At 36.1% G+C, this 24,373-nt stretch carries 26 protein-coding genes and 1 pseudogene; 20 read left to right on the top strand and 7 right to left on the bottom strand.

Annotated features, from left to right (window positions below; translation table 11 throughout):
- Nucleotides 1-650 precede the first annotated feature (650 nt).
- Complete coding sequence (locus ACDX78_RS22290) at nucleotides 651-2,102, bottom strand: sensor histidine kinase (protein WP_486030918.1); 1,452 nt, start codon at nucleotides 2,100-2,102, stop codon at nucleotides 651-653.
- A 152-nt stretch (nucleotides 2,103-2,254) separates the two neighbouring features.
- Nucleotides 2,255-2,974 carry a response regulator transcription factor gene (locus ACDX78_RS22285; protein WP_486030916.1) on the bottom strand — a complete coding sequence of 240 codons (720 nt, stop codon included), beginning with the start codon at nucleotides 2,972-2,974 and terminating at the stop codon, nucleotides 2,255-2,257.
- 166 nt (nucleotides 2,975-3,140) lie between these two features.
- Between ACDX78_RS22285 and ACDX78_RS22280 the strand changes: the two genes are divergently transcribed.
- From ACDX78_RS22280 to ACDX78_RS22240, 9 genes are all read left to right on the top strand, one after another.
- Nucleotides 3,141-3,908: an ABC transporter ATP-binding protein gene (locus ACDX78_RS22280; RefSeq protein WP_486030914.1), complete on the top strand. Its 768-nt coding sequence runs from the start codon at nucleotides 3,141-3,143 to the stop codon at nucleotides 3,906-3,908.
- Complete coding sequence (locus tag ACDX78_RS22275; protein ID WP_486030912.1) at nucleotides 3,895-5,757, top strand: FtsX-like permease family protein; 1,863 nt, start codon at nucleotides 3,895-3,897, stop codon at nucleotides 5,755-5,757. The genes ACDX78_RS22280 and ACDX78_RS22275 overlap by 14 nt, the downstream gene beginning before the upstream one ends.
- Entirely contained in the window at nucleotides 5,758-6,123 is a 366-nt protein-coding gene (locus tag ACDX78_RS22270) for a YxeA family protein (protein WP_486030910.1), read from the top strand.
- A 411-nt stretch (nucleotides 6,124-6,534) separates the two neighbouring features.
- The gene (locus tag ACDX78_RS22265) at nucleotides 6,535-7,200 is read left to right on the top strand and encodes a TetR/AcrR family transcriptional regulator (RefSeq protein WP_486030908.1); all 666 of its coding nucleotides are present in this window, start codon (nucleotides 6,535-6,537) and stop codon (nucleotides 7,198-7,200) included.
- Nucleotides 7,193-7,924 (top strand): ABC transporter ATP-binding protein, encoded by a 732-nt coding sequence (locus ACDX78_RS22260; RefSeq protein WP_486030906.1) that lies wholly within the window; start codon nucleotides 7,193-7,195, stop codon nucleotides 7,922-7,924. Before ACDX78_RS22265 ends, ACDX78_RS22260 begins: the two co-directional genes overlap by 8 nt.
- Complete coding sequence (locus tag ACDX78_RS22255; RefSeq protein ID WP_486030905.1) at nucleotides 7,921-8,631, top strand: hypothetical protein; 711 nt, start codon at nucleotides 7,921-7,923, stop codon at nucleotides 8,629-8,631. Before ACDX78_RS22260 ends, ACDX78_RS22255 begins: the two co-directional genes overlap by 4 nt.
- A 2-nt stretch (nucleotides 8,632-8,633) precedes the next feature.
- A complete protein-coding gene (locus tag ACDX78_RS22250) occupies nucleotides 8,634-8,858 on the top strand; it encodes a hypothetical protein (RefSeq protein WP_486030903.1) in 225 nt (74 codons plus the stop codon).
- Between the two features lie 80 nt (nucleotides 8,859-8,938).
- A complete protein-coding gene (locus ACDX78_RS22245; RefSeq protein WP_486030901.1) occupies nucleotides 8,939-10,126 on the top strand; it encodes a DUF418 domain-containing protein in 1,188 nt (395 codons plus the stop codon).
- Nucleotides 10,127-10,529: 403 nt separating this feature from the next.
- A complete protein-coding gene (locus tag ACDX78_RS22240; protein WP_486030899.1) occupies nucleotides 10,530-11,345 on the top strand; it encodes a C40 family peptidase in 816 nt (271 codons plus the stop codon).
- A 451-nt stretch (nucleotides 11,346-11,796) separates the two neighbouring features.
- Here ACDX78_RS22240 and ACDX78_RS22235 read toward each other — a convergent pair whose 3' ends face one another.
- The 4 genes from ACDX78_RS22235 to ACDX78_RS22220 form a co-directional block, all read right to left on the bottom strand.
- Nucleotides 11,797-12,081, bottom strand: a complete 285-nt coding sequence (locus tag ACDX78_RS22235) for a hypothetical protein (RefSeq protein ID WP_486030897.1) — start codon at nucleotides 12,079-12,081, stop codon at nucleotides 11,797-11,799.
- A 504-nt stretch (nucleotides 12,082-12,585) separates the two neighbouring features.
- Nucleotides 12,586-12,987, bottom strand: coding sequence for a DUF6220 domain-containing protein (locus ACDX78_RS22230; protein WP_486030896.1), 402 nt, complete (start codon nucleotides 12,985-12,987; stop codon nucleotides 12,586-12,588).
- 39 nt (nucleotides 12,988-13,026) lie between these two features.
- Nucleotides 13,027-13,461 (bottom strand): DUF6526 family protein, encoded by a 435-nt coding sequence (locus tag ACDX78_RS22225; protein WP_486030894.1) that lies wholly within the window; start codon nucleotides 13,459-13,461, stop codon nucleotides 13,027-13,029.
- Nucleotides 13,462-13,592: 131 nt separating this feature from the next.
- Nucleotides 13,593-14,186: a TetR/AcrR family transcriptional regulator gene (locus ACDX78_RS22220; RefSeq protein ID WP_486030892.1), complete on the bottom strand. Its 594-nt coding sequence runs from the start codon at nucleotides 14,184-14,186 to the stop codon at nucleotides 13,593-13,595.
- A gap of 173 nt (nucleotides 14,187-14,359) precedes the next feature.
- Here ACDX78_RS22220 and ACDX78_RS22215 point away from each other — a divergent pair, with 173 nt between their 5' ends.
- The 11 genes and pseudogenes from ACDX78_RS22215 to ACDX78_RS22165 all read left to right on the top strand — a co-directional run bounded on the left by ACDX78_RS22215 (nucleotide 14,360) and on the right by ACDX78_RS22165 (nucleotide 23,577).
- Nucleotides 14,360-14,917, top strand: coding sequence for a hypothetical protein (locus tag ACDX78_RS22215; protein WP_486030890.1), 558 nt, complete (start codon nucleotides 14,360-14,362; stop codon nucleotides 14,915-14,917).
- A gap of 358 nt (nucleotides 14,918-15,275) precedes the next feature.
- On the top strand, nucleotides 15,276-15,650 hold the full coding sequence (locus ACDX78_RS22210) for a hypothetical protein (RefSeq protein ID WP_486030888.1): 375 nt from the start codon (nucleotides 15,276-15,278) through the stop codon (nucleotides 15,648-15,650).
- Between the two features lie 265 nt (nucleotides 15,651-15,915).
- Nucleotides 15,916-16,275, top strand: coding sequence for an alpha/beta fold hydrolase (locus ACDX78_RS22205; RefSeq protein WP_486030886.1), 360 nt, complete (start codon nucleotides 15,916-15,918; stop codon nucleotides 16,273-16,275).
- 250 nt (nucleotides 16,276-16,525) lie between these two features.
- Entirely contained in the window at nucleotides 16,526-17,107 is a 582-nt protein-coding gene (locus ACDX78_RS22200) for a TetR/AcrR family transcriptional regulator (RefSeq protein WP_486030884.1), read from the top strand.
- Between the two features lie 40 nt (nucleotides 17,108-17,147).
- Nucleotides 17,148-17,600, top strand: coding sequence for a DoxX family protein (locus tag ACDX78_RS22195; protein ID WP_164214359.1), 453 nt, complete (start codon nucleotides 17,148-17,150; stop codon nucleotides 17,598-17,600).
- A 90-nt stretch (nucleotides 17,601-17,690) separates the two neighbouring features.
- Nucleotides 17,691-18,407, top strand: coding sequence for a GNAT family N-acetyltransferase (locus tag ACDX78_RS22190; protein WP_486030882.1), 717 nt, complete (start codon nucleotides 17,691-17,693; stop codon nucleotides 18,405-18,407).
- A gap of 329 nt (nucleotides 18,408-18,736) precedes the next feature.
- A pseudogene (locus ACDX78_RS22185) lies at nucleotides 18,737-19,608 on the top strand (SDR family oxidoreductase).
- Nucleotides 19,609-20,283: 675 nt separating this feature from the next.
- The gene (locus ACDX78_RS22180) at nucleotides 20,284-21,063 is read left to right on the top strand and encodes a class I SAM-dependent methyltransferase (protein WP_486030880.1); all 780 of its coding nucleotides are present in this window, start codon (nucleotides 20,284-20,286) and stop codon (nucleotides 21,061-21,063) included.
- A 259-nt stretch (nucleotides 21,064-21,322) separates the two neighbouring features.
- Nucleotides 21,323-21,895, top strand: coding sequence for a TetR/AcrR family transcriptional regulator (locus ACDX78_RS22175; protein ID WP_486030879.1), 573 nt, complete (start codon nucleotides 21,323-21,325; stop codon nucleotides 21,893-21,895).
- A 64-nt stretch (nucleotides 21,896-21,959) separates the two neighbouring features.
- On the top strand, nucleotides 21,960-23,024 hold the full coding sequence (locus ACDX78_RS22170) for a serine hydrolase domain-containing protein (RefSeq protein WP_486030877.1): 1,065 nt from the start codon (nucleotides 21,960-21,962) through the stop codon (nucleotides 23,022-23,024).
- A gap of 286 nt (nucleotides 23,025-23,310) precedes the next feature.
- Entirely contained in the window at nucleotides 23,311-23,577 is a 267-nt protein-coding gene (locus ACDX78_RS22165; RefSeq protein WP_486030875.1) for a response regulator transcription factor, read from the top strand.
- Nucleotides 23,578-24,276: 699 nt separating this feature from the next.
- On the opposite strand, the gene ACDX78_RS22160 is transcribed toward ACDX78_RS22165, so the two are convergent.
- A partial coding sequence (locus ACDX78_RS22160) for an IS3 family transposase (protein ID WP_486030920.1) occupies nucleotides 24,277-24,373 on the bottom strand: 97 nt, incomplete at its 5' end.

Below are 24,373 nucleotides of genomic sequence, written 5' to 3'. Positions count from 1 at the left end.
CTACACTTTGCCCGCTATCTTTCCAAGCATCATACCGCGCTTCCCATTCTATTCTTTTGTCTTTTAGAGTCATCGCATAACCTCCTGAATTCATTTCTAAGAAGATTATCGCATGGATGACTTTCTGGTTCTATGTGTGTTTTATTTGACGCTTACGTTGTTATTGCACTTTTTTGCTTTGTAATGCGATACATTTTGACATCCCAGGAGCTTATCTCCAAGTTTTCCATCCATTCAATATGTCGCTTGCTATATCCACTATTATCCAATTTAATCACTCCCTTTAAGTAGTTAATTAAATACAATCTTATCATGATCTAAATTAACTTTATTCAACAATCTGGCCCGATTGCGGAAGGCTGTTCTTATTGAAAATCAATCAGATTTGTACAATAAATATAGCATTCCAGATTCCAAAAACCACGGGTTTTTGACTTAGATCATCCAGAAGGTATGAAACGGTAAAACAGTCTGTCATTCATTGGTACACTTCCTGTCATTAAGTGGTAAAAAAGATGTCACTGTTGGTACATTTCATTGGCAGTAATCACGGTGATTACTGCCAATGAAAATTTACCACCAATTGCCAAACTGTTTACCACTTAAAACCTCTTATAATTAGAAGGCACACCTACGGTGGTGTGAAACTTTTATATAGGAGGTTTTTTGTTTGATTCATTATCGAAAGATTTTGGAATTACATCATGACAAATATTGCTTTGAAAGACGTTAAACGATATCTTGATATTTGTCCCTTTTCCAACTTGGCCCGTAAGCTTAACTTCCCCTCCATGAGCTAATATAATATCCCGAGCAATTGCCATTCCAAGGCCGGTTCCTTGTATATGTCCAGTATTTGTACCACGATAATAGCGGTCAAAAACTTGATCTTGGTCTTCAGGGGAAATACCTTTTCCATTGTCTTGTATGATAATAGCGTCTTCTGTAACATTTACAAAAACTTCTACATTTTCATCATTATGAATTAATGCATTATACATAAAGTTGAGCAAAGCGCGTTTCATTAAATGCTGGTCTATTTTCCAGCTTAGTTCGCTATTTTCACTATAGAAATGAATTTGTGACGAGCCAAATTGAGGATCATTTAGTAAATCAATGACCATTTCTCGAACAAAGCCTTCCATATTTGTCTCCTGTCGTTGAAGTGGCATTTCTTGGTTTCGAAGTCGCATTGTTAGATTGAAGTCATCTACTAACTCCTTCATATAAAGGGATTGTCGTTCGATTACCTCTGCATACTCTAAGCGTTCATTTGATGAGACATTATCGTTACGTAAGAGTTCAGCGTAACCACGAATGGAAGCGAGTGGCGTTTTGATGTCATGCGAGACATTACTAATCCAATCGTTTCGCATTTTTTCTAATTTAATACGTTCCTTTTCGTGTTCTTGCAATGTCGTCGAAACAATATTTAGATCTGCAAATACACGTTTGTATATGCCTGGGCGTTTTGGTTTTTTTGTGTGAAATTGTCGTTCCTTTAGTTCATTAATACGTTCAATAATGCGATTTACGGGTTTTGTTAAAATAGTACTAAACAAGAAGCCAATGACTGCCACAATAATTAAATCTACGATGATAATGAATCCAAAAAACCGTGAGGCATACATTATGATTGTGGCTGGATTAAGCATAAATACTTCACGTTTTTCATTAGAATTTGGCACACCAATTAAGTAACTATATCCTTCATAATCGCCTATAAAGTACGTATGTAATTCATCATCCATATACTTATATTTGTGTATAAGATCAATGGGGGTGTAACTTGTCGCGACATGATCTGGAGTTTGATATGACGAAATCACATTTCCATTGTCATCTAAGATTTGCAGCCAGGCACCAAATCCTTCTAAGGCAGTCTCTCCTTCTTCTGTCACATAAGGTTGATTATCCTCTAATGTTAGGTATTGGCTGAATGTGCGAGTGAAATTTTCACCAGAACTATTTTCTGTATCATCTGTATTCTGGGAGGCTTGATAAATAAGCAGTCCAAAAAAGATTATAGTGTTTACAATTGTTACAATAAATACGATGCTTAAAATGGATATTAAATAACGAGCAGTTAGTTTCCATTTCATTTTCTATCACCTATTCTTAGAAAACTTGGTTGTCACCAAGCCTTTAGGGGACAACCTTAGTTGCACTTATGCAGTAAGAAAGTATTTTATACTTTCTTATCTGCTAAAAAAGGAAAGTCTATATTTATGCAAAATAACTACAAATCCATAACTCATTTCTCATTATTTGGCACGAATCGATAACCTAGTCCCTTCACCGTTACTATATAGGAAGGATCAGACGGATTGTCTTCAATTTTTTCCCGAAGCCTGCGAATGTGCACCATTAATGTATTATCAGCACCATAGAAATCCTCCCCCCATACATTTAGAAATAAGGTTTCTTTGCTGAGGATTTGGTTCGGATTCCGCATAAATATTGCCAATAATCCAACTTCTTTGGCGGTTAACTCAAGTAAATGACCGTCCTTTTTTACTTCAGTTTCATCTGAATTGAGTTCAAAAGGACCGACGCTGGACGCCATAGCTGCAGTTGTCTTTGTAGTTGCCTCTATTGTATATATACCCGCACGCCTAAGTTGTGCCTTCACGCGATAGGCCATCTCTTTTGGACTAAAAGGTTTCGTAATATAATCGTCTCCACCGATTGCCAGTCCTAATATTTTATCCACTTCATCGGATTTAGCAGACAAGAAGAGAATAGGGATACGTGAAACTTCTCTTATTCTTTTACACAAATCATAACCTTCTCCATCAGGAAGCATAACATCTAATATTACTAGGTTTGGTTCGAAAGCTTGAAATCCTTTCCATCCTTCTTCTATGGTGCCTGCCATTTCGATTTCAGAAAATCCTTCCTTTGTTAAGCTTATTTTCATTAATTGGCATAAGTCTTGTTCATCGTCAACAATGAGAATGCGTGGTCTTTTCATGTTTATCACCTCACCTCTTCATACTTGTTATTATCATCTAATTTATTCTATCTTAACAGAAGTTTGCTAGAAAAAACGTATTTAAGGATTTTGTAAGGTAAATGTGATTGTAGTTTAAGGGTGGAGGGATATAGTAAAGACAACATACGAAAGAGGTGAAGGAATAATGGAATCTTTATTACTGGTCAAAAATGTTGAGAAAGTCTTTGGAAAAGGAGCGAATACGTTTAAAGCACTGGAGGACATTTCCTTTACGATAGATCATGGTGAATTTGTTGGAATCATGGGGCCATCCGGTGCTGGAAAGTCAACATTACTTCATGTATTAGCGACAATTGATACCCCTTCTATAGGTGATATTTATATAGAAAATGATAATATTGCAAAAATGAAAGGGAATCAGCTTGCTGATTTTCGCAGGGACCATCTCGGATTTATATTTCAAGATTACAACTTACTAGATTCTTTAACGGTACGTGAGAATATCGTATTACCACTTGCAATTGCAAAACTTCCTGCAAAAGAGATTGATGTAAAAGTAGAATCAATGGCAAAAGCATTCGGGATTGAAGCAATACTCGATAAATACCCCTATCAAATTTCTGGTGGACAGAAACAACGGACTGCATCTTGCCGGGCTCTCGTTTCTAATCCAAAATTGATTTTTGCAGATGAGCCTACTGGGGCACTTGATTCCAAGTCAGCAACGGATTTATTAAAGGCCTTGAGCTCATTAAATGAAGATCAGGAAACAACCATAATGATGGTGACTCATGATGCATTTGCAGCAAGCTTTTGCAGAAGAATACTATTTATCAGTGATGGGCGTTTATCTAGAGAAATGATTCGTGGTACACACTCACGAAAAGAGTTTTACCAAATGATTTTAGATGAACTGGCACAACTAGGTGGTGACGGGCATGACATTGTTTAATTTAGCACTGAAGAATATCCGTCGAAATATGAAAAGTTATGGACTTTATATTGGCTCAACCATTTTTTCCATCATTATATTTTTTACGTTTGCAACTTTAAAACATAGTGGTGATATAAGTGAGTTGGCAGAAAAATCAAAACAAATTAGTGGTATAATGAGTGCTTCCGCCTTTGTGCTTATCATTTTTGTTGCCATCTTTATTCTGTATTCAAATTCCTTTTTTATGAGGAAGCGAAAGAAGGAAGTAGCATTATATTCATTAATGGGTGTACGAAAAAAAATAATAGGCTTTTTATTGTTCTTTGAAAATATGGTAATAGGGTTAATTTCTTTAATCGTGGGAGTAGTACTAGGTTTCTTCCTATCTCAATTACTACTATCTCTTCTTCTGAAGTTAATGGAATTGAATATCGACGTTGGTATTGCATTCTCATCCAATGCTGTTGTTGAGACAATTATCGTATTCTTGATTATATTCCTTGTTACGTCGTTGCAAGGTTATAGGGTTATTTATCGATTTAAGCTGATTGATTTATTTCATGCATCGAAAAAAGGAGAAGAATTGCCAAAAGCCAGGCTAGTTTCAGTAATGCTAGGGTTGGCTTCATTGGTGACAGCTTATTGGTTAGCATTACAAGATTTAACTTCAGAAGCGTGGAAGATTTTAGGCGTAGCAATGCCAATCGTCATTATTGCCTTAACCGTATTAGGTACGTATCTCCTATTTAACAGTGTGCTGGTTTACGTACTTCATATGTTGAAAAAAAGGAAGTTTTGGGCATGGAAAGGTCTCAATTTAATGTCTGCTTCCCAACTGTTATATCGAATTCGTGGAAATGCAAAGACATTAACTATTATAGCTACGTTAAGTGCAACAACGATTACAGCAGGCGGTGCAGTGTTTGGAATATATTATAATACGGAGAAAAACGTAGAACAATATACACCATTCTCATTTATGTGGGAAGGGCAAGCAGAAGATATCGATGCTTCTGTTGTAAAAGAATCGATTCGTGTAGATACGAAGAGTATTCGTATTAACAGTGAACAAATGGAGAAAGAGTATACAGTTATTGACCATTCTGCATTTGAGAAGTTGGCGGAAGCGCTTGAATGGGATATTAATTCCTTAAACATAACCGAGGACGAAGTTGCCATGATAGAACCGTTTTATGATGAAGAATGGACGGAAAATGTAAAGGAAGTTTCCTTTAATCATGTAGATCATGAAGTTGTACAAATTTATGGAAAATCTATCTTCAATATTTCTACGGTGCCTGGTGCGGTAATTGTTGCTCATGAGGAAGCATACAATGATTTGAATGCAGAAGAATCGACTTATCAAGCTGTGCAATTAGAAAATTATAAAGAGCACTTAGACTTGTCCCAGGTGTTAGAAGCGAAGTCATCAACAGTAGACTTTTCCAGTGCTGTACAAGATTATCAAGATTCTTTAGAGGGAACAGGAATCATGTTATTTGTTGGTAGTTTCTTAGGTCTTGTCTTTCTTGTTGCCACTGGCAGTATTATATTCTTTAAAATGATGACAGAGGCTGAAGATGATAAAGATAAGTATTCCATACTATATAAGATTGGTGTATCAAAAAAAGAGATAAAGCGTACCATTCGTCACCAAGTTGGATTAATATTTATAGCACCGCTCTTACTTGGATTACTGCATGGTACAGTTGCTTTGATTGCATTTACTAATTTATTTCAAATGGACCTATTAGCACCAATCATAATTTGGATGTCGGCGTATGTATTAATTTATATTAGTTATTATTTTATTACCATACGAGGGTTTCATAAGACAATTTTGTATACAATTCAGGAGGGAAATTAAATGAAAAAAATAATTGGTATAACAATTGGTATAATTTCTATTCTATTGGTGGCTGCAGTAGTGATATTGGCCACGGTTGATTTTAATCGCTTAGGAAAAGAAAATGTTTATGTGCAGGTTGGAGATCCTTCTTACACAAATGAGCATCAGCTTGATTCGGGAGAAATTATGACAAGCTATTGGTATGAACTTCCTGCGTATCGTGAAAATGGCAGCACAGTAAAAGTAGAATTTTCTGCACAAAAAGAATTAAGACAGGATGCGTACTTGAAATTGTATGTGAAACAAGGAAATGAAGTTACATCTTATGATGAAGTTTCTTGGGAGGAGGTTCCAGAAGCCGCCCAAGAAGAATTAGAGCAATAAATACCCGCCGGTAGAAAAAGGATTTAGGTCCGCCTGCTCCACTTCTGGACAATGTCGCCTTGTAAGCTCTGCACTAGAAGCAAGGACCGAAGCGTGGCACGGATTTAACATCTCAACATCCCATGTATCACGGGATGTTGATCCATACATTCCTTCGTCCTGCGTATCCACAAGGTGGAGGTCGGAAAAGTTCCTCGGCTGGGTCTTGTGCCCGAATGGAATAAGTAAGCTCCGACTCTGCATTATTGGTGTTTGTTTAACTCCAGAAATTCAAGTGCATTACTATATATTTTGCTGAAAAGGGAATTTCCTTTTCAAAATATTTTCTCAAAATTCTCTTGACAATCGTATTATAATCAGTTATCTTAAAATAAATCCGACCGTTCGGTTTTTTTAAGGAGAGAATGAAATATGGGCAGAAAATATAATGCCAAGCAGACGAAGGAAGATATTATTGCGGCTGCGGTACAACTATTTAAGGAAAAAGGCTTTGAAAAAACAAGCATGATGGATATTGCAAATACGCTTGGTATATCGAAAGGCGGTATCTATTATCATTTTGCATCGAAAGAAGAAATTATTGACGCTGTCAGGGAAAATAAAGCAAATAGTGTAAAAGAAAATTCAAATAAGTGGATCGATACCATTGATGCGCCATCTGAAAGAGAAAAATTAACTGCGATTTTGGAGAAAAATCTGGAAGACCAGGAAGCACAAGCTCTTAACGAAGTTTTCAACTCACAAATAAAGAGTCCAGATTTTATTCTTTCCATCATGAAAGATTCCATCAATAGCAGTGCACCCGTATTTGCAGATATGATGAAAAAGGGATTGGAGGATGGATCCATTACTACAATTTACCCGGAGGAACTTTCGGAGATTTTCTTTTTATTGATTAATGTCTGGTGTGATCCGGCTATTTTCAAGGCTGATGAAGAGAAACTATATAAAAGATTAAAGTATGTACAAGAGGTGATGAGATTACTTGGAGCAGATATTGTCAGTGACAAAGTATTGAATGAAACCGCAATCCTGCTTAATCACTTGTATTTTGGGGGGGACGAGGAAAATGAGTAGCTCTCCCATCATACAAATGCAAAATGTAACCAAAGCAGTGCGGCAAAGGGAAATTATCAGGTCATGCAATTTATCTATAAATGAAAATGCCATTTACGGTTTATTGGGTCCAAATGGTGCCGGCAAAACAACGCTTTTCAAGCTATTGACTGGCTGTATTCATGCAACCGGCGGGAAAATAGAGATTTTAGGCAGGGATATTGCTGCTGAAAGAAATACCATTATAAAAAATATCGGGAGCATCATTGAGGCGCCTGTTTTTTATGAACATTTATCAGCAATTAAAAATATACAAATTCATTTGTCATACATGGGTTTAAAATCAAATAATGTCTCATCGTATTTAGATATGGTTGGTTTAGAACATACCGGAAGTCAGCCTGTATCCCAATTTTCCATGGGAATGCGTCAGCGGTTAGGTGTGGCGAGAGCAATTTCACATGAACCAAAAATTTTAATACTGGATGAGCCGATAAATGGCTTGGATCCAATGGGCATTCGGGTCATGCGTCATTTATTTACTGCGCTTGTGAAGGAACATGATATGACTATTCTCATTTCCAGTCATATTTTAAGTGAAATTGAACAAATTGCTGATACGATTGGTGTCATATCTAATGGAATGATTTTGGAAGAAGTGCATCTTGCCTCCATCAAAGAAAAATTCCCCGATGGGCTGGAAGATTATTTTTTTCATGTATTGCAAGGGGAGGCAATAAAGTGATTCATCTTATGAAGCTCGAAATGCAGAAAAATAATATGCGTACGTATATGTATGCCAACGTTATCATTACAGTGACTATGATTGGCTTGATTTATTTATTTGCATATGTTCCGCATATTGAACCCAATGATCCGGAACTGCTTATATTTGCAGGTTACGACAATGTAATTCTGTTATATGGTTTAGTTAATATGACAGTATTTTCTATTTTTTCGTGTGTTATATACTCCCAGCTTATTATCGAAGCTTTAAAAGGAAAGCAATTAATACTGCTTTTCTCTTATCCTGTCAAGCATAACAAAATACTAATTTCTAAAATATTCATCGTATCTTTGTTTATTTCATTATCCATGATAATTTGTAACGTTATTGTTTTCGGAACGTTCTTCATAACTGAATCTTTTGTTCCTATTACAGCCGATGTTTTTTCAGTTGCATTAATTTTAGATGCCTTAAAAACGACGCTGATCATGGTTATATCTGCTGCCTCATTAAGTGTGATCGCAACCGGGATTGGATTTCACACAAAATCAGTCCCTGCTGCAATTATAGCTGGAGTAATCCTTTGCTCCCTTTTCTGTAATGTTGTTTTTAATGCACTAGGCAATGAAATGCTCCTATTGATTTTTATGATGATTGCACTTCTGTCCGGTGCAGTGATGACCATTTTATTAATGAATAAAGTTGATAGATTGGAGGTTTTGTAGGGGTGGAAAACAGCGTAGCAGGTTATATAGACAGCAGCTTGGAAAATGTTGCACCAATTCTTTATTTATTTAGTATTATCTGTGGCATATTACTCGTTATCATAGGATTCTATCTGATTATAAAAAGTAAAAACACGCATGATAAAATAAAGAAGATAGTTGGTGTTACATGTATTAGTATCGGCTTTCTGGCTGTTTTCAGTGGGGTCATACAAAGCGTATTTTAAATGGAATATTCGAAGCAAAAGATGAAAGGCAATTAGCCTTGCATTGTATATTTAGAAAGTTGTTATGGGGGGATAAACACTTGAATAATCGAGAAGTTTCATCAAATGAACGGATTCAATCACTTGATATTATTCGCGGTGTTGCTGTCTTTGGGATTGTACTCGCTAATATGATGTATTTCAAATCTCTTGCGCAAAAAGATATACTCATATTCTTGGAGGGGCATGAACTGCCAGAAGGGGGATTCAACCAATTCGCAACATTATTTGTTTCTTTTTTGGTAGAAGGTAAATTTTATCCTATGTTTTCATTGCTTTTTGGTCTTGGATTTTATATTTTATATAATCGTCTGCAGCAGAAAGGTTTACATGCTAATCGAGTATTTTCACGCAGACTTGTTTTTTTGATTATCATCGGTGCCATTCATATTATATTCTTTTGGCATGGAGATATCTTACTTACATATGGCTTAACGGGCTTTTTCTTGTTGTTTTTTATCTCCAGACACCCGAAAACCATATTAATCTGGTCAATTAGTATGCATGTAGTTGCAAGTATTGTTGTCGGTATGATCACACTTAAAGGAACACTCGGTTTTCCGCCAATTGGAGAAATAAAAGCGTTGAATGAAGTGACAACATCGATGATGGCTGAGGGAGGATATTGGGAGATTGTTGGTTTTCGTTTCACAGATTCGATGATTAATATTATATCTAATATCTTCAGCATACCAACTATTTTACCATTGTTTTTGCTGGGCTTATACATGGGTAAAACGGGTATGTTTCATCATGCAGAAGCACATTTGGGGCGCTGGAAGAGGATCTGTCTGCATAGTTTGTGGGCAGGGCTGTTAACATCTGTTGCCACAACGATGTTAATGCACAATTTAACACCAATTCCTTCTTATATCGCTTATGGGGTTGGGTTTGGCCTGCGTACGCTTACAGGACCAATATTGATGCTTTTCTATCTGTCAGCCATTATACTTTTAACTCGTAAAGAAATACAGAAAAAAATAATGAAGCCATTTGCAAATGTCGGGAGGATGGCACTGACTAATTATTTAATGCAGACGCTTATCCTGGTTTTTATTTTCCATGGATATGGGCTTGGTTTATATGGCCAATTCAGCAGTGGAGCCGGACTGCTGCTCTCCATAGGTGTGTATATATTCCAGCTTATATTAAGCACATTGTATTTAAAGAAATTCAGGCAAGGACCAATGGAAGCTTTATGGAGGAAATGGACGTATAGTAAGGTTTAATAATGCAATGGTGATAAGGAAATATGAACATAACTTCCAATAGTCCATGAAAAGGTCTTGTCTATGATAAGGCTTTTTTTTGGCAGCTGAGAGAGTATAGAATTTATTAGCGGGATAAGTGAGATAAGCCAGGTTTTCTAAATATCCGTACGAAGATATTGGACCTGACGTTTGGTTATACCAGACGCTAGTACTCTGTGGAGATATTTTCATTAATGAACTTAAATGAAGTGTAATCTGTGAAATAATCTGTTGTTCTCTTTTAATTGCTATGTTATCTCATTGATATTTTCATATGATACATTAGAAATAGTTAAAAACCCTGTCGAAATATGTCGAAAGAATCAGGATTATATTTCAGTTTTTAACTAACCAATAAAGACAGATTAAAGGAGGAATTACGTTGGCGCAGTCCAATCAACGAGTGAGAAAGTATGTTCTTTCTACAGCATTTGTAACTTCTTTGGCACTTACTCCTATTTTTAGTGAGAGTGTATCTGCCAATGCTGGAGATGGTGGTTCAGAAGGAGATATATCCATTAGTGAGAGTAATCTTTCTAATGTACAGGATCAAGGGGAAGCCTCATTAGACACGACACTCACTCAGCTTGGAGATGTAAGTACAGAAGTTGAGGATATTCAGCAGGAACTACAGGGTCAAGGTTATTATACATACACCATTGACGGTATCTTTGGTCCAATAACGGAACAAGCGGTGAGAGATTATCAAGCAGACCAAAATTTACAAGTCGATGGTATAGTAGGTCCAAACACTTCTGCTGCCTTGGCATTAACAACAAGTGATTCTTCTGAAGGTAATTTAACGATAACAGAGGCTGGAGAAGAATCTGATATTCAATCTGATATCGTTGCTGCTGCAGAAAGTGTCGTAGGAACACCTTATGTATGGGGTGGAACAACCACAGACGGAATGGACAGCAGTGGGCTGATTAATTATGTGTTTGATCAAGTAGGTATTGACGTTTCACGTACCCATAGTGAAATGTGGGTGAATGATGGTGTCCATGTAGATTCTCCTAGCATTGGGGATGTCGTATTTTTTGAAGGTACTTATGAAACAGAAGGCGCGTCCCATAGCGGCATATATATTGGGGATAATCAAATGATTCATGCGGGTAGTGATGGTGTAAGTGCAGCAGACATCAGCACTGATTACTGGCAAGATCATTATCTTGGAGCTAAATCTCTTACAGAATAAGAGAAATGCAGATTTTGAATGAAATTGGTAAAACTTAGAAAAGGTGAATAATCTACCTTGTTGGCTGTGAAAATAAGAGAGTTTTAGAGATTTCTCCCTAGTTACTAGAAAGATGTGAAAGCGAGTTTGTCATACGAGAAGATAGTAGCAACCTTATCCTTTTTTGGGATTTGGTTGCTTTTTTAATTTATGAAAATAATTCACTGCTGTAACTCTGAAAACAATGGTTAAATTCGATTGATTATGTATAAGAGCGTGTTCAAAAAGTACCCATTTTTATTAAAATTTGAGTCTCATATGTCTATATAGCTACCTCATATCTAGACATAAAGTTAAAAAACTAAAGATCAAAAAATTAATTTAATGTTCAAATTAATTAAACTAAAAAAAGGGCAGACTTCCCCCCTCGGTTATAAACAGACTTTTTAAAAACTGTTCGATTTAGATGGAATTAAACAGGTAATGAAAATTGTTCAACCTGCTGTGTCTGTAATTCCTTTATTTTCTCAACATGATCCTTGGGTAATATCGTTTTGCGAACATGTTTGATAATACGTTGAATGAGTCGAAACGTATCTCTCATAATGAAAAAGGATTGTACCTTTTCGGTCGTTTTCACAGGAACCTTTTTATGGCGCAAGACGGAATCTAACTGATTGGATTCATGGGCAAAGGCTAGTTCTACTTGCTTGCGAAAACGAAGGATATTATCTTGAACAGATGACCCTTGTGTCACTGGCCCATAAAAGAACGGGTTCTCTTCAAAGGAGAAACCAAACTGTTTATCACAAGTTGCTTGGAGTGGGCATTCTGTGCATTTGGCCTCATCTCCATTAAACCAAGATGTTGATTCAATCCATACCTCCTTATAATGTGAGATACTTTAGCCCTGTGATTAATGAAAATAATTTTGTGTTACGTGACTCCCACGGGGTTCAAGGGACTTGGCCAAAAATGGTTCTTTATTCAACAACAGTATCTTTTCTTTGTGAAAAGTAAAGTGATTAAATAATTAAAATCACAAGAAGAAAATTAATGGGTCAATACCTTCGAAAGAGTCATCTGTCCAATAAGTTACATAAATAGCTTCGGCAACTTCTATCAACAAAAAAATAAAGTTTAAAAAAGAGGAGAACTATTCCAGTATGACTTATAACATTAATTTCTAGCTTTTTAACATTGGCGTTAATTGACTCTGCCAGTTTTGGTACATTAATGAATCCTGGCAACTCATGGCTTCTCAGCTAGAAAATTTATTTATTTCACTATTTGGCTTATATGGAGGAAGCAATTTTATGCAACCCCAAAATAAGACGAGAGCAATTACAGGATGTAAAACGCCAATGATAGCAAATCTTGCTGATATTGCAGCAGTAAAGAATAAGGCGATGACCATTCCGAATAAACCGATACTCTGCCAAATAATCTTTTTCTGTAATTGGGCAAAGTAGGCCAGAATTGCCATAAGAAGGGGAAGAATAAAGAAAAATCTAGCAAAATTCACATGATAGATCCAATTAACAGGGTTGATGAATAATGCAAGCCCCGTTAATAAAACTTGGGCAATAATGCAAATGGCAAAAATCCAGGCTGCAATACCGAAACTAATTCGACAAAGTTGCATAGTTTTCAAAGTGTTCATTGATTCATTCCTCCTTATTGAGTAGGGTAAAAGTCATAGTTATACACGATAGTTGTCTGCTTTCCATTTTTGTATGGATCGTTTAATATCATCAGGTGACATATTTTTTTGGAAAGCTTTTTCACATAAATCTGGGAATTCATCATCCGGTGCAAAACGTAAGGCAATAATTTGCCCTATTGTTAAACGGGATTCGAGCAATTTTCCGGTTAGAACGAAATAACGGAAGTTTTCTTCTGTTCGTATAACCCGATCCTGTACTTTACAGACAAAGGATCTGAGGAAAAAAACTGTTATTGTTGCAATCAATGCAAGAGAGATTAATAATACAGGGACAATGATTGTCTCACCCCGTATTATCGAGACTACTCCATTGGCAACAGAAGCAAGTAAAGTAACAAAGCAAAGCGGCACAAGAAAATAGTGGAATCCGGGTACTGATTGAGTATGATAACTGAACGTTTGAACTTTCAACGTATCCCTCCTAAAAAATATGATTTAAATATAACAAACCTGCTATCAAATATATGAGTGTGTGCCCACTCATAACAGTGTAAGAGACAGCAGTTTAGACACCGCTTCCAAACCTATATTATCCGGTTACCTTAGTCGACATCAAACCCTTGAAATAAGGTATCTAAGATATTATTAACGACTTTGACTTTTGATTGTCTTGACAATTCTTTATCCAAAAATCTCATTTGAAATGCATATTGAAAGCAGCTCCCTAATATCATATCTGCTGCAGCTCTTGGATTAAGACGCTCTTCGATTCTGCCAAGCGTTTGTTCTTCATACAGGTAAGATTCAACTGCTTCATTAGCTCGGTGTGGTCCTTCATTGCGTTTGATGAATCCGTCTCTATGACGTATTAATAATGTAGGTTCTGAAAAAATGGATGCCATTAACGGCATGGAGTAGTAATAATCTTCAAGGGCAGTGATGGCTACTTCTTCCAAATTTTCTCGTACTGTTCTAGTTCCTTTTCGTTTTGGGAGCCCGGTTAAAATACTCATTAAATTTCTTAATTGACCTCTCAAGACGTGAAGAAATACGTCTTCCTTACTTTCAAAATTATTATAAAGTGACCCTTCAGAACACTCTGCTGCCCGGGCAATTTCCTTCGTTGTCGTTCGTGAAAGTCCTTTTGTTTGAATGACTTGTTCTGCTGCTTGAATAATTCTTTCACGTAGTTCCAATATTTATCCCTGCCCTTTCTATCTCTTGACAATAAATAATTTATTCTTTACACTTCCATTATGAGTGAGCGTGCACTCATTGTCAAGTGTTTATTTCCCTTTAGTGAGTGTGTACCCACACAGGGGTTGGTATTTAAAATGATTACACAGGTACATTTTAAGGAGGGAATAAAATGGAGAGTAAAAGGTCTGAAAGTACCAACGTTTCAACATCTCAACGCACACTTATTATCAATATTGTATTAACAATTGTGGTGCTTGGGGTTGAATTGATGGCGACATACGCTAGTTTAACAGGAGAACCTCTGAATCCGGTAGACAATTGGTCTGTGACACGAGGCACAGATTGGGTGGCATTTGCTGCAGTTGTGATAGGTTGCTGTTCGCTTTATTGGCGGCATACGCATCCTATTCTTGCTTTAGTTGTAGCAACCTCGTCCTACTGCGTATTCATGCTGCGTGAATATGAATTGGGTTTGTTTCTCCCGGCTATGCTAATGCTTTACACGATAATTGCCAGTGGTCACTCCCGTAAGTGGGCAGTTGGTATGGCGGCTGCAAGCATCGCAATATCATTGTTTTGGTTATACGAGCGTTTAGTGTTGCTGGAGGATGCAGGCGTTACAATGCTTGCCTGGGTTGCATTTGGAACTGTATTCGGGGTATTTTTCGCCGTGCCGCTGCTCATCGGTGAAATTGTGCGCCTTCGAAGAAAAATTTCGGGGGTATAGATAGCTAACTGAAATATACTTATACTAAAGGAGCAGAATATGGAAAACAATGTTTTTGAACAGATGGCAAAAAAATATGATACAGAAGAATGAGTTAAATTAGCCAATGTTATAGTCAAGGAAGTAAGACTAGAATTACAAAATAGTAAATCAAAGTCTTTAATAGACTATGGCATTGGTACTGGACTAATTGGCCCAGTTAAATAAATTGTGGAAATGAAATTCTCCTACCAAAAGTAGGAGGGAAATGAAAGTAATGAGGTGAGTAATCCCTTGCCCCATCTGGCTCGGTAAATACCGAGAGTCTATATTTTTTAAAGGAGGGTTTCTGATCAAGAATAAGATTGCACGCTGGTTGATGATTGTTGGGGCTGTTAGTGCATTGATAGCTTTTTTCACAGGTTTTGAAAATATTTCATCCAGCTCAAGTGAACAACTAATTGTTGAACTATGGAGATTGTTTGGTTTTATCGTTTTTTCAGGTATTTTCGCATTATTAGCTTTAAAACCTGAACAATATGTTGGCATTTGGGAAATTGCTATCTTTCATAAGCTTGCAATGGCCATATCTGCTATCGTCCTTATACCAAATGTCGAAGATGCTATCTATATCGCGATTGTTGATGGGATTTTAGTTATTCTTTTACTCACGGCTTATCTTTTAACAGGTAGCTATACATCTTGGAGGGTTTTTACTAGAGGCAAATCTAACAATAGAAACGCCCCCGTTTAAAATAGTTTGAAAGAACGCTAAATTACTACCCAAGTTAAAAAAGTGCATAACAAATAAACCTACGAATAGGTCTAATTAGTAAAAAATGTAAAATAAAATAACAGTACTAAGTGTTTATACGTTTATCGGGTATTTGGTAACCTAAGGTTTCCATGTAACGAATTGCCATAACCTCTGTGATCCGAGGTGCGTAAGTTTTATTTGGCTTTGGTTCGGGATCTGTTTTGTATAACTCTTCATCAAATGGCTCGTTTTTATCAAGCATATGATAATACAAATAAGGAACAAACCGGATGAAGAACGATATGAAAAATATTTAGAAAGTGCAATGGATCAACGAAATATAATGGACGTTGCATATGCAGCAAACAAATTTAATATAAGTACAGTCTCAAATGGTGCTGGAAATGGATCTGGGGACATAAGACGAATTATTGCACCAGTACTCGTATTATGGGGAAAAAATGATGTCATCACAACAGAACAAATGACACTCGAAATCATTAATGACATGAAGGGTACTGGGATTGACGTCACTTATTCAATCTTGTCAGCAGGTCACGCTGTACTTATAGATAATTTGGAAGCAGTACTCATGAAAATTGATAAATTTTTAAGTTCGTAAAATATGCGAGAAGTTTTATTATCTAACGTTAGTCTCGAGCATAAACATTAAAAAATTAATACTTAAATAACCATAATCCGGTCATGTTTTTCTTTATGAATCAGGTGCGTTAATGGAATAAAAGCGTGCCTGTTTGCCATTTTAAACAAAAAGACCCACAAGAAACTTATGAATGATTTAAATACCCCTTTACAAACCGCCGGTCGGTCTGTATAATGAAAAAATAAAAACTATATAAAAGGTGATTCGAATGATAAACAAGGGTGAGCAAACGAAGACATTTCTCATATCTGCAACGAGAGAACTTATTATGGAAAATGGCTGCAGCAAATTAACTTTTAAGCGCATAATGGAACGAACGAATTTATCCAAAGGTGCGATTTATCATCACGTTAAAAATAAGAATCAGCTTCTCGCGTTAGTTTTGTTAGAAAGAAACAGAGAAATAAATTCGCGATTTTTTTCAGAGGTTGATTATAATAACCCGAAACTGGACGGTCCTTTAGAAGAAATTCTGGCTAATATTCCTTCGCTCAGTGACCCTGATGAAGTTTCGAATCAAATTTTCTTTTATTTATTAAGTCAGATTCATGATTCTGAAGTCGCTGAGGTTCTTCAGCAATTATATGAACAATCATACGGTATGTCTAAGACTTGGATTAAAGAGGGACAAGAAAATTATGTGATTTCAAAGGGCATAAATGCTGATTCCACAGCAGAATTGTTTACAATGCTTACTTATGGGCTTCGAGTGAGAAGTATGATTTCAGGAAATACCAAAACGGATGTTTTATCAGGGTTCATAAAAGATTACTTGAACAAGAATAAATAGGTATGTGCCAATAAGTATTCAACACAAGGTGGGTAAGAATATGGCAACATTGGTTTTATTATTATGTTTTTTGGTATTGTGTGTTTTAAAACAATTAAAAGTGCCTGTTTCATATCAAAAAATAGGTCGCATTTCCATGAGTGCAATGCTTGTATTTATAGGGTTTAGCCATTTTTTTATACCAGAAAACTTAATGGAAATGATCCCTCCGGCATTTCCATTTACGCTTCCCATTGTTTATATCACGGGTATTTTAGAATTATTATTTGGCATATTATTATTGTTCGACAAGACATATAAAATGACTGGTAAAATCCTTATGGTATATTTCATTTTAATATGGCCGGCGAATATATACAATGCAATAAATGCGGGAGATATTCCTGGTGGTGTAGAACAGTATGTGCCATATTATCATTGGATACGAGTAATACTTATTCAGCCTTTCTTTATCTTGTGGGTATTGTTGTCAACAACTCTAATAAAAAAGTAGTATCGTATGAAGTTCAAATTGAACGAAAGTGGCGTTATTGGCGGTTGTGCCACATATTTATAAGTTCGAACAATAAAGGAGACGGTCTTTGTGTTGGTACGAAATGAGGCAGAAATCGAAAATGATATAATCGGATTTATTAAAGGGTGGGGGTATTGCAGAAAGCTGCCGGATACAGAAATAAATACAAAAGGACTTGTAAAAAAAGTGAAATTTGGAGCTTCTGTCTATGGGCGTGAACTTGAATATTTTCATTATTATAAAGAAAATACTTTGCCATTAGAATTTAATAACATTGATGGACCTCATTGGGTAACACTTTTTGCACATACCGAGAAAGTTGTTAAAAACATGGAAAATTTGGGTTATAACTTACGTGCAAATGAGTATTTAATGAAGGTATGCCCAATAAAAAATATGGGGCAATATGAGAATCATGTTGTAGAGAAAGTGAATACGAAGAAACAATCAGAGGAGATAAATAATTATCTTGGATTTGAAAAGTTTGACCCAGATCGAATCGATGATCCCAATATTCACTATTATTTTATTCAAGCTGATAATAAACCCGTTTGTACAGGGCTGATTTCTACAGTAGAGGGAAGCTCCTGCCTGGATCGAATCCACACGGATGAAAACTATCGGGGTCTTGGGTTAGCGGCATCTCTATGCTCCTTCATGCTGGATAGCTGTCAAGATCACGGGGTAACAAGAAATATATTAGGTTCAAGTGAAATGGGACTCCATTTATATAAGAAACTTGGGTATGAAACAGTAATTCCAATGTACGTTTTTGAGAAGAACTAGATATACTTAAAAAGCAATTTAAGATAAGTTCCTTTATACTATACTGTTTATAATAAATTAAGGAGGGATATAGGATGTTGGTAATTACCCGTTCATTGAACTGCTAAATGAATAGTTCAGTGGCTCTGAAAGTATCAGAGTTAAACGGGATAAGTTTATCCAATATATCTCTTTACGGCAATTTATAAGAAGGGAAAGGTGGATTTTATCTGCCTTTCTTTTTTTATGCATTTTTATAAAATCTCCTCTTTTTCTTTGATCATTTAGGAGTCATTGTTCTTCTTTGTAAAAATCGCTAATGAATACAATTTAAAAGGAGGAAGTATATTTTGACAAACACTATTAAAAAGCCAAAAGTATGGTTTATAACGGGTGCGAGCAGCGGACTGGGATATGAATTTACAAAAAAAGCTTTAGATTCAGGAGATAAAGTAGTTGGTGTTGCCAGAAATCCTGAAACACTAAATGATTTTAACCATCATATAAAGAATCTTTCCTTTCATTGAAACTGGATGTTACGGATAGAGATTCTGTTTTTAAAGTAGTAGATAAAGCAATTACTCATTTTGGAACACTTGATATTGTCATTAACAGTGCTGGAAATATGGTAATGGGAATGATTGAAGAGTTTAATGAATATGAAATCAGGCGTCAAATCGAAACAAACTTTTACGGCGCCCTATGGGTGAGTCAGGCAGTAATGCCACAATTGAGATCACAAGAATCAGGTCACATTATACAAATATCCAGCATTGGAGGGTTAATTACAGGCCCGATGACTGGAATTTATAGTGCAAGAAAATTTGCTTTAGAAGGGTTTAGCGAATCGCTGGCACAAGAAGCTGCACATTTTGGTGTTCATGTTTCTATTGTTGAGCCTGGGGGCTATTGGACGAACTTGTACCTCAAAATGGGTCATACTAAGCAAAAAGAGGAGTACAATTCTTTACGTGAAGCATTAGCAAAGCAAAATTTTGAATCGAATGATAGTCATCCTAAAGTGGCTGCAGAAGCGTTAATAAAGCTTGTTAATAGTAAAAATCCGCCGTTAAGATTGATATTTGGAAGTGCTGTTTATGATGCAGCAATAGAAAGTACAAAAAGACGAATGGAAATATGGAAAGAGTGGGAATCGGTCAGTCGATCTGCTGAAGACAATATTCCAGCACCAAAAGGTTACGGAGAAAGTCAGCGAGATTAATAGGGAAGTTATTTGAATTCGAATGTCCTTGTATTTTTTGAACAGGTGCGCTATGGAATGATGGCTGAAGTTATTCCCAAAGGGCAACATGTCTGCGTTTCAAGGCGTGGTATGATACGCATTTAGATACGCCTTATGAATGGCGCAGAGTTGTTAAACAGTTTATTGAAGGTGTAATTAAATAAAAAAGTCGCAGTGGATATAAAGAACTAGCGAAATTTTACCCCTTTGGATGTGTTATCTCCAAAGGGGATTTTTTAAGAAGGAATAATCCTCTCAATCAGGTGTATATGGGACATTATTTTAGTTTATTTTTCCAGAACCGTGAAGTTCTTCTGCAACATCCCCTCTTTGTGATTCAGGCATGCGAATAATTTACCTTGTTGGCGTGAAAATCAGATGGTTTCAGAGATTTTGTTCTAGTTACTAGAAAGATGTGAAAGTGAGTTTGTTCATACGAGATGATAGTAACAGCCTTATCCTATGTTAGGATTTGGTTGCTTTTTTAATTGATGAAAATAATCCACTGCTGCAATTCTGAAAACAATGGTCAAATTCGATTGATTATATATAACAATAATTTATCAAGTTTAATTAAAAATCTATATTTTATTTATTGGATTACAATGCGTACAATAAAGTGAGAAGAAAGTTTAGATTATATGGGGTGAGCTCATGCCAATTGATTTTCACGATGAGCGCAATGAAAACAGCTATAACTCAAGAAGTGCAGATGAAGATTGGAAAGATATCATGAAAAGTCTGACAGAAGAAATAGCCATTAATAAGGCTGCAGACATTGGAATTGGCGGCGGAATTTATTCCAAAGCACTATTAGATATGGGGGTGCCTTTTGTAACTGGTGTAGACTTTTCAGCTTCAATGATAAAAGGAGCAAAGAAAAACTTAGAGAAATATGATGGACAGGTACACTTTAAAATAGGGAATGCATATAACATAGGTTTACCCGACAACTCCCATAATCTGGTGTTGGAAAGGGCGCTCATTCATCATTTGGAAGATTTACAAGCTTGCTTGATGGAAGCTTACAGAGTACTACATGAAAATGGGGTCATAATTATTCAAGACAGGACACCAAGTGATTGTTTCTTAGAAGGTGATAAAAGACATATTAGAGGATTTATTTTTGAATTATTTCCGAATCTTAAAGAAATAGAACAGAGGAGACGATTTTCAAGCCACGAAGTAAGAAAACAACTGGAAAGAGTCGGATTTAAAAATGTTAAAGCAATTAAATTTTGGGAAACAAGAAGAAAATACAATTCAAAAGCTGACTTGCTCCATGAAATTGAAACCAGGAAAGGTCGTTCTATTCTTTTCGAGCTCAGTGATGCAGAATTACAGGAACTGATATCTTATATTGACAGGAAGTTTAGTCATGAAGAAGCTATCGTAGAAAAAGATCGTTGGACTATATGGAAGGCTATGAAATAAAAATACCTTAAAATTCTTCTGCTTCCGGTTTGTCAAAAATTTGACAGGCTGGAAGCTTTTTAATTCAAGCCACATCCCCTGGGGCTTGAACTTTTTCTGCTTCCATTAATTTTTCCGTATAGCTGTAAAATAAATTTCTTTACTGATCAAAAAAAGCTTTACAAATTCTAATCATGATGTATAATTATTGATACATAACAAATGATATATATCAAACTGTATGAATGCAAAAAATATTTTCATAGAAGGAGAGACTGTCATGCCACCCAAGAATAAATTTTCCAAGGAACAAATTGTTGATGCTGCTTTTCACATTGCTGATACAGAAGGAATCGATAGCATGACTATAAGAAAAGTCGCCGATCAATTGGGAAGTTCGATTGCCCCTATATACGTTAATTTTAAGGATGTTGAAGAACTGAAACGCGCAGTGGTTAAAAAGGTCGTTGCTGTAAGTCAGCGTATGTTAAACGAACAAAATACCGGAAGCCCATTCGGCGATATAGGCTTTGCCAGTCTTCAGTTTGCCAAGAAGCACCCTATGCTGTTCAGAGATTTTGTGATGAAACAAAACGATTATTTACTGGATTATGACCAAGAAATGGGCGATGAACTTCTGGTCCAAATGAAAAAGGACCCGGAGCTTGAAGGTTTCACGGATGAGGAACTGAAGATCATTTTATTTAAAATGAGAGCTTTTCAAACTGGGCTATCTGTCATGGTGGCCAATGGGCTTTCTGAGATATTGGATATAGAAGAAATGAAAGAGATGTTAGATAGTGTTGCTGAAGATGTTGTGACTGCTACTCGTCTGCGAAAGAAAAAGGAATAAAACGAAATGACAGAACTGTATTCATCAGTAATCAAATCAATTGTGCCAAACAGGAGGTTTCATGATGATCAAAAAAATGGACGAATCTTTTCTCAATCATACTGCCGGACAAATGATAAGAAAAAGAAACAATTTCGGGGCTGTGCTGTGTGTAGAACAAGGGGATAATGCTTTCTCCTGGACCGGTGCAGCGGGTAATATTGAAGAAGATGATCAATACTTTATCGCCAGTGTCACGAAATTATATGTTACAGCTGTTGTTCTGAAGTTAAGAGCGGAAAATCAGCTGCAATTGGAAGATCTTATTGCAGACTATTTGTCTGAAGATATTATGCGTGGCATTCACGTTCTAAATGGGGTTGATTATTCCCATGATATTACCATTAAACATTTAATCTCCAATACATCGGGCATACCTGATTATTTTGCCTGTAAAGAGTCCAATGGTAAAACGGTGGCTTCACAGCTATTCAATGGCAAAGATGAAGATTGGCCACTTGAAAAAACACTGGTTTTAATTAAAAAACAAAAACCAAAATTTAAACCGGGCCAAAGAGGGAAAGTCAATTATTCGGATACAAACTATCAACTTTTGGGAAAAATCATTGAGAACATTACCGGATTGAATATGAGAGAAGTATTTCAAACGTTCATATTTGATGAGCTGGGTCTATCAAAAACATATGTTTATGAAGATGTAAATGATACCAAGCCAGTGTCCTTATACTATAAATCTAATACCGTAAATCTCCCGCTATATATGTCCTCTATTGCACCGGAAGGAGGTATCGTGTCAACCGCTAATGAAATGATGATATTTTTAAAAGCTTTTTTCAATGGCTATTTTTTCCCAAAAGAGGAAGTGGAAGAACTCAAACAATGGAATAGGATCTATTTTCCTGGACAATTCTATTATGGTATCGGCTTGGAAAACCTATGGGTGCCGCGATTCCTTTCACCGTACAAGCCGATCAAGGAAATATTAGGCTTTTGGGGTCAGACTGGTGCCTTTGCCTTTTACAATCCCGAGAGAGATGTATACTTTACAGGTACGATCAATCAAAGCAGCGGTTTTGGGCATAGTGCAGCTTTCAATGCTATGATAAAAATAATTAAAGCAATTTCTTAAAGTTTTAAAGTTATTGAATGATAGGTCTATTATTAAATATAATGTCTTGGTAAGGTATCGAGCGAGCAAGTGTTGCACCATCTTTTTCACAGTATATAATAGAGTTATAATCACAACGTTTGATTATGCAAAAAAATATTGAATTGTAGAAGATGACAAGAAAATAAGTGAACTCGTTACTAGTCATTTAGAACAGGAGAATTTCATCGTGTTCACTGCTTTTGACGGATAGAAGGCATTCCAGCTTTTTGAAAATAAAGCCATTGACCTCGTATTGCTTGATTTAATGCTTCCAAAGGTTAATGGCATGGAGTTTTTGAAGAGGATTAGAGAGACAAGCTTTGTTCCGGTACTTATTATTTCAGCAAAAGAAAGTGACGCTGATAAAACGTTAGGTCTCGGTTTTGGTGCAGATGATTATATAAGTAAACCATTTTCCATTATTGAATTAACAGCAAGGGTTCATGCTGCTATTCGAAGATCAACAAAGTATCTTCCTGTTTCAGGTGATCACGTTTCAAATTTAATTCAATATAAAAGCGCTTACACTTGATTAGGATACTTTTTCTGCAAACTTTAATGAAGAAAGTATACAGCTCACATCCGACAAATGGTTTAGACCCAATGGGAATTAAAGATATTCGTCAATTAATTCGGATGTTGAATAAAGAGTATGGAATCCGTTCAGTGAATCTATGCAAGCGTTCGTATTGTTGGTCACTTCCGTCACCTTGAGCACACTTAACTTTTCTGAATTACAGGGAATTCTTTCATAATTAGTAACAAAATCTAGGGTTTAGTTTGAGAGTTTAAGGAAATGTTTTTAGCAATCGAGAAGAAGTCGATAGCCATGGTTCATGATAGACTTAAGAAAACATTAATAAAGCGGTGAACTAATATGAAAAAAGTTAAAATAATACATGAATACTAAAAGTCGTGTCTTGAGATAAGTGGGTTGCAACTCATAGAATAAAGGAAAAAGAAGCCATCAGACACAAGGTAAGCTTACAGCGAACGACGATGGCTTGTGCCTGTGGATATAGATTTCTGACGGAGTCTTTCGACGAGTTGGTGAAGGGAGAGGAGAGACCCAGTGATTGCGGCATTACGCATGAATAAGATGAATTAAAGAAAAGAAAGGAGTTGTGACAATGAGATTTTTGTGCCTTGCGTATGGAGACGAAGAGGGGTGGAACTCATTGAACGATAGTGAGAAGCAGGATGGTATGTCAACACTAAACTGTACAAATAATTAAAGGTTCATTAACTTGTATTCGGTAGGTGTTAAGTAATCTAGTGATCCATGAATTCGAATATGATTAAACCAGTGAACATAATCAAAAAGTTCA

The sequence above is a fragment of the Virgibacillus oceani genome (genome assembly GCF_041521345.1).
Taxonomy (GTDB): Bacteria; Bacillota; Bacilli; order Bacillales; family Amphibacillaceae; genus Virgibacillus_N; species Virgibacillus_N oceani_A.
Note: the sequence above shows the minus strand (reverse complement) of the source record. Positions and strands in the feature narration are given on the sequence as shown.